The following is a 5955-nucleotide window of genomic DNA, read 5'->3' as shown; positions in this document are numbered from 1 at the left end:
GTTTTAAATATACAGTTATGTTACATATGTATTTTGTAAAATTCCGTTTCTTTGTCAGTTAATCATTAGCCGGGAAGGATAGGAGGGATTATTAAAACACTTTTACTATATATAAGTAAAAGTGTTTTGGAATTGAAAATATTTGACTGACATCTTAATGATAGAAATTAAATGTCAGATAAGTACTTTCCAACATACAGACCACTTGCAGCAGCTTGAGATAAGGAATGAGTGACGCCGGAACAATCTCCAACTAAAAATAGTCCATGCACACTTGTTTCAAAAGAGTTATTGATTTTTATCGTAGGAGCATAGAACTTTCCGTCAATTCCATATAGTAAAGTATGTTGATCAATAGGCTCTTGTATAAATTGTTCTAAACGTAATAAAAATTCTTTCAGCCCTTCAATATATAATTGAGGAACTTCTTGATTCAAATCTCCATAATCCCCCTGTAGTGTAGGTTGTATACGATTATGTTCCATGCTGTTTTCCGCCGTAGGTTGTTTCTTTAATAAGTCCTCTAAGCGCTGTATAACAATCCGATCTCGTCCTTGGTTAATGCCTTTAATAATTGAACTTGCGTATACATTTGCTTCTTTGAGAGTTGGAAAATAGCGAGGAATAAATAAAGTGAAGTTTAAATTAGAAGTGCCAGTTCCTTGCTCTCGAAAATTTTGACCGTCAGGCATAACTAAACCTTCTTCGTACTTTCGAATGATGCGTCCTTTTGGATTCATACAGTAAGTAGTTGCTGTGAAATGCTCACCTTGATAAGAAAGTTTTGTTTCAAAAGTATCTTTTAATATAGAACGTAATTGATGTTCCTTCATTTCTACTCTAATTCCTAAATCTACACGTGTTTGCTCCTGAGAAATACTTAGAGAACTGCATATTTCTTTTAACCAATCGGCCCCTGAACGCCCAGTTGCAAATACTAGTTGCTTAGTTTGAACTGTTCCTTGATTTGTCTCTATTGTAAAATAATCTTCCTGTTTCAGAATATGTTGTACATCTATTTGAAATTTGATCTTTATTTTCGTCAGTAAAAATTCATAGAGCTGCTGAAAAATGTTATTGGAAAGGGGAGTACCAAGATGTCTTACTTCTGTTGTTAGCATTTGTAAACCACACGCTTCAGCTCTTTTAGTGAGACTTGAATTTTCAGTACAATATTTTGAGACAGAACTTCCACCAAACTGACATAGAATTTCATCTACTTCAGCCATGAGCTGTATAAAGCCCTCTTTACCGACTTTTTGCTCAAGTTCTCCGCCAAATCCGTTTGTATAATTAAATTTCCCTTCAGATCTTCCTAAACCACCAAACCCGAAATATTTATCACATGTAGTACAATTACACAATTTTCCTTCGTCTAAAGGACAATGGCGATCTTCTAGCGCTTTACCTTTATCAAGAATTAAAACTTTTTTGTTACTTTTAGCTAGTGAATAAGCCATAAAAATGCTACTTACTCCAGCGCCGATAATTGTAACATCATACATATTCTTTCACCTGCTAACGAATAGTTTGTTTTTTATTTTTCTAGTGTATAACAATTTTATGAAGTTAAGAAATAGCTTTTATTAATAAAGTGGGAGTTTTTGAACTTGATGCTGTATTAACTTCTCCGAGTGGTGGAGTTAATACAAAAATTTTTATTTGAAAGAAGAAATAGTTTGAAAAATCACTATGTCATATGATTAATAACATCTTACATAGAAAAAAAACAGACCTTTTAAGTGAAGAGGTCTGTTAATGATTTTAAATCTTATTTAGCAAACACATGGTTACCAATTACTGCTACTGTTTGACGTGTCGTAATCCACTTGTCTGTTGATGTTTTTGGATTGTAGAAATAAATCCAGTCAGAATGTACTCCATTTGTGGAGATAGCCTCTTCTACAGCCATTTTTGCTTCTGCACTTGCAGGCTGATTAATTCTGCCATCTGTAACAGGAGTAAATGCATATCCGTATTTAATAGGTTCATAAATAACACCTGTTATTGTATTTGGAAAACCTTTTGCATTTACACGATTTAGTATAACTTTTGCTACTGCTACTTTTCCTTTATAGGATTCGCCACCTGCTTCAGCAGTAACTAAGCGTGCCATTAAGTCTTTTTCTTTTTGTGAAATGCTTGAGTTAATTTTTAAATGTTGTCCTGTATAAAGCTTGTTTCCGACTGTATTGTTAATTTGTTTTATAGATTGGACGGTGACATTGTAACGCTTTGCTATCGTTTCTAATGAATCCCCCGGTTGTACTTGATAAATAATTTGTCCAGAAATGCTCGCAGACTTGGCGTTTTGAGGAACAGTGATTTCATTTGATTTCACGGACCCTGGAATATGTAACTGTTCGCCAATAAAGGTTTTATCGTTTCCTTTATTATTAGCCTGTTTAATGGATTGTATTGAAACTCCGTATTGTTTACTAATGCCCCAAAGTGTATCGTTCTTTTTTACTGTATGAATGGTAGAAGCTTCAGCTGTACTTTGACTACATACGAATGTAATTGCAGCCGCGGATAAAGGGATTATATGTTTTATTTTTAGTAATTTCATTGTAAATCCTCCTAAGAAAAAATTAAGGTGAAACTATTAAGTAATGTAGTTCAGAATGTTTATATGCGTAATATATTAATGTAAGTATATTAGCACATATAAAATAAATAATCACTTTAAGTTTCATATTCGTGTAGTGTAGAGTCAGAATATGAAATATTGCATATGAAAATACATTGAAGTTCATATTTCTGATTACTATAATCTATTTAGTAGAAAGGGAATACGTTATAGAAATAAAATCATTATATATTAATATAATGATTAATAATTATTAATAGGAGGATTGATGTAATGAAAATATTTCAAAAAATGTATGCGTCAACTGTAATCATTACAACACTTTTAGGAACAGGAGGCACTATCAATAGTGTACATGCTGATTCTATAGAACAGCAGAGTAAATTAGGGATAGAACAAGAAACAGATAAGCAAATCATTGTAAAATTTAAAGCAGATTTGGATTTTCCATATGAAGATGGTATTGAAAAACAAATACAATCTCAAACGAATGATAAAGTAATAAAAGATCTTTTGACAGAATATCCAGATGTAACATTTACTCGTTTATTCACATCTGTAAGCCCGGAACAAATACAAAACCTTGAAGTGAAAGCACCTAATCATGTATCTACAAGTTTATTAAACTACTATATTCTTCAAAATCAAAATAGTGGGTATGAAGAAGAAATAGTAGATAAGTTAAAGGCATCTTCTTTAATAGAAGATGCGTATATGAAGAAACAAGAGAAAATAATGCCACCTGAATTGCAATCATCAAGTGTAGCTCTTAATCCTAATAAAAATCCTAGATTTAAAAAACAAGGTTATCTTGAAGCAGCCCCATACGGTATTAATGCGCCTTTCGCCTGGGGAGTTCAAGGCGGTAATGGAAATGGTATCACTTTTGTTGATATGGAATACGGATGGCTATTAAATCATGAGGATTTATTACATCAAAATATTGAATTAATGTCTGGAAGAAATATAAATCAGCATGTCGGTCATGGGACGTCTGTACTAGGAATTGTATCCTCTGAGGACAATGAAGTCGGGAATATTGGGATTGCGCCAAAAGCGAAAGCAAAGGTTATCTCTCAAATAAGAGATAACGGACAGTATAATACGGCTGATGCAATATTAAGCGCTGTAAATCAGTTAGAAGCTGGGGATGTTTTATTGTTAGAGGCGCAAGCATCCTTTGATGGATATGGTGATAAATATTTACCTGTTGAAGTACAACCAGATATTTTTGATGCAATTCGTGCTGGTACAGATAAGGGAATTGTAATTATAGAGGCTGGAGCAAATGGGTGGAATGATTTAGATCAGTTCAAAGATAGAAAGGGTAAGCAAGTCTTAAATCGTAATAGTAAAGATTTTAAAGATTCGGGTGCAATTATGGTAGGAGCTGGCTCTTCATCTTTCCCTCATGAACGTATGTGGTTTTCGAATTATGGAAGCCGTATTGATGTGTACGGATGGGGAGAAAATGTAGATACAACTACAGCCGAGCAAAGTAGAAGTGCTGTAAATCTTTATACTTCAAGCTTTAGCGGAACATCTAGTGCTTCGCCAATTATTGCTGGGGCAGCGACTTTAGTACAAAGCATTGCTAAAGAAAATTTAGGACAACCATATAGACCTAGTGAACTAAGAGCAATATTAAGCAACCAGAGCACAGGAACAAAATCTAAAGATCCATATGCAGATAAAATTGGTGTTTTACCAGATTTGAAGTCTATACTAGTAAACTTAGGCTATGAACAAAGAAAACCAAACGGTGGGAATGAATTACAAGTAACAGAAAATGAACCAAATAATGAGCCTAGACAGGCAAATAAAGTTAACTTTCATACACCGGTGAAAGGAACGCTACATAATAGTGATAGAGTAGATGTATTTACTTTCCAAATTGACTCGCCGGAAAATATTAATATTTCTCTACTAAATGAACAAAATATCGGAATGACATGGGTACTTCATCATGAATCAGATTTAAATAACTATGTAGCATATGGTGAAAATGAAGGAAATGTAGTTAAAGGAACTTATAATGCAAAGCCAGGAAAATATTATTTATACGTCTATAAATATGAGAATAAAGATGGTTCATATGTATTGAACATAAAATAAGCAAAAGGAACTTCAGATGAAGTTCCTTTAAATTTTTCTAATTTAGTATATGTGAATGATTTTTTAACTTTACTTCTATGCAATATTTCATATTGATGGAATGTTATTTATTTTTTATGAACTAGCTTATATTATATTCAATAAGTTTGATATAAAAACAGAAAAAGAGAGTGATAATAATGAGAAATAAGAAGTTAATTTTGAAATTATTCATATGTAGTACAATATTTATCACATTTGTATTTGCTTTACATGATAAGAGAGTAGTTGCAGCTAGCTCTGTTAATGAGCTTGAAAATTGGTCGAAATGGATGCAACCTATACCTGATAATATTCCGTTAGCACGAATTTCAATTCCAGGAACACACGATAGTGGGACGTTCAAGTTGCAAAATCCGATTAAGCAAGTGTGGGGAATGACGCAAGAATATGATTTTCGCTATCAAATGGACCATGGAGCTCGCATTTTTGATATAAGAGGACGTTTAACAGATGATAATACGATAGTTCTTCATCATGGGCCATTATATCTTTACGTAACACTGCATGAATTCATAAATGAAGCGAAACAATTTTTAAAAGATAACCCGAGTGAAACAATTATTATGTCTTTAAAAAAAGAGTATGAGGATATGAAAGGGGCAGAAGATTCATTTAGTAGTACGTTTGAAAAAAATTATTTTGTTGATCCTATCTTTTTAAAAACAGAAGGAAATATAAAACTTGGAGATGCTCGTGGGAAAATTGTACTACTAAAAAGATATAGTGGCAGTAATGAATCTGGAGGATATAATAATTTTTATTGGCCAGATAATGAGACGTTTACCACAACTGTAAACAAAAATGTAAATGTAACAGTACAAGATAAATATAAAGTGAGTTATGATGAGAAAGTAAAATCTATTAAAGATACAATCAATGAAACGATGAACAATAGCGAGGATTTAAATCATCTATATATTAATTTTACAAGCTTGTCTTCGGGTGGTACAGCATGGAATAGTCCATATTATTATGCGTCTTATATAAATCCCGAGATCGCGGCATATATTAAACAAGAGAATCCAAAAAGAGTTGGTTGGGTTATCCAAGATTATATTAGTGATAAGTGGTCACCGATTCTCTATCAAGAAGTTATAAGAACTAATAAGTCGCTTTAATTTTTATCATAATTTCATAGAAACAATATAACTCTATTAAAAGTCTTGTGGAATTCCCATAAGACTTTTTAGTATTTGATAGTATAAGAA

At 32.5% G+C, this 5955-nt stretch carries 4 protein-coding genes; 2 read left to right on the top strand and 2 right to left on the bottom strand.

Features of this window, described 5'->3' with window-relative positions:
• Positions 1 to 167 precede the first annotated feature (167 nt).
• Together DN403_RS29495 and DN403_RS29490 are read right to left on the bottom strand one after the other, a co-directional pair.
• A complete protein-coding gene (locus DN403_RS29495) occupies positions 168 to 1505 on the bottom strand; it encodes an NAD(P)/FAD-dependent oxidoreductase (RefSeq protein WP_000272394.1) in 1338 nt (445 codons plus the stop codon).
• A gap of 266 nt (positions 1506 to 1771) precedes the next feature.
• Complete coding sequence (locus tag DN403_RS29490; protein ID WP_000771010.1) at positions 1772 to 2569, bottom strand: cell wall hydrolase; 798 nt, start codon at positions 2567 to 2569, stop codon at positions 1772 to 1774.
• A 294-nt stretch (positions 2570 to 2863) separates the two neighbouring features.
• Here DN403_RS29490 and DN403_RS29485 point away from each other — a divergent pair, with 294 nt between their 5' ends.
• Positions 2864 to 4705 (top strand): S8 family peptidase, encoded by a 1842-nt coding sequence (locus DN403_RS29485; RefSeq protein ID WP_016077356.1) that lies wholly within the window; start codon positions 2864 to 2866, stop codon positions 4703 to 4705.
• A gap of 179 nt (positions 4706 to 4884) precedes the next feature.
• Complete coding sequence (gene plcA, locus DN403_RS29480) at positions 4885 to 5865, top strand: phosphatidylinositol diacylglycerol-lyase (protein ID WP_001244684.1); 981 nt, start codon at positions 4885 to 4887, stop codon at positions 5863 to 5865.
• Positions 5866 to 5955 lie beyond the last annotated feature (90 nt).

Origin of the sequence: Bacillus sp. AY2-1, from assembly GCF_008368965.1 — a bacterium.
GTDB classification, from domain to species: domain Bacteria; phylum Bacillota; class Bacilli; order Bacillales; family Bacillaceae_G; genus Bacillus_A; species Bacillus_A thuringiensis_S.
The sequence above is the reverse complement of the archived record's forward strand: the minus strand, read 5'-3'. Positions and strand labels throughout refer to the sequence as shown.

What these genes read in the sequence shown, in the direction of transcription:
- DN403_RS29495 (WP_000272394.1), bottom strand. Translation starts at nt 1,505, where the DNA reads ATGTATGATGTTACAATTATCGGCGCTGGAGTAAGTAGCATTTTTATG.
- DN403_RS29490 (WP_000771010.1), bottom strand. Translation starts at nt 2,569, where the DNA reads ATGAAATTACTAAAAATAAAACATATAATCCCTTTATCCGCGGCTGCA.
- DN403_RS29485 (WP_016077356.1), top strand. Translation starts at nt 2,864, where the DNA reads ATGAAAATATTTCAAAAAATGTATGCGTCAACTGTAATCATTACAACA.
- plcA (WP_001244684.1), top strand. Translation starts at nt 4,885, where the DNA reads ATGAGAAATAAGAAGTTAATTTTGAAATTATTCATATGTAGTACAATA.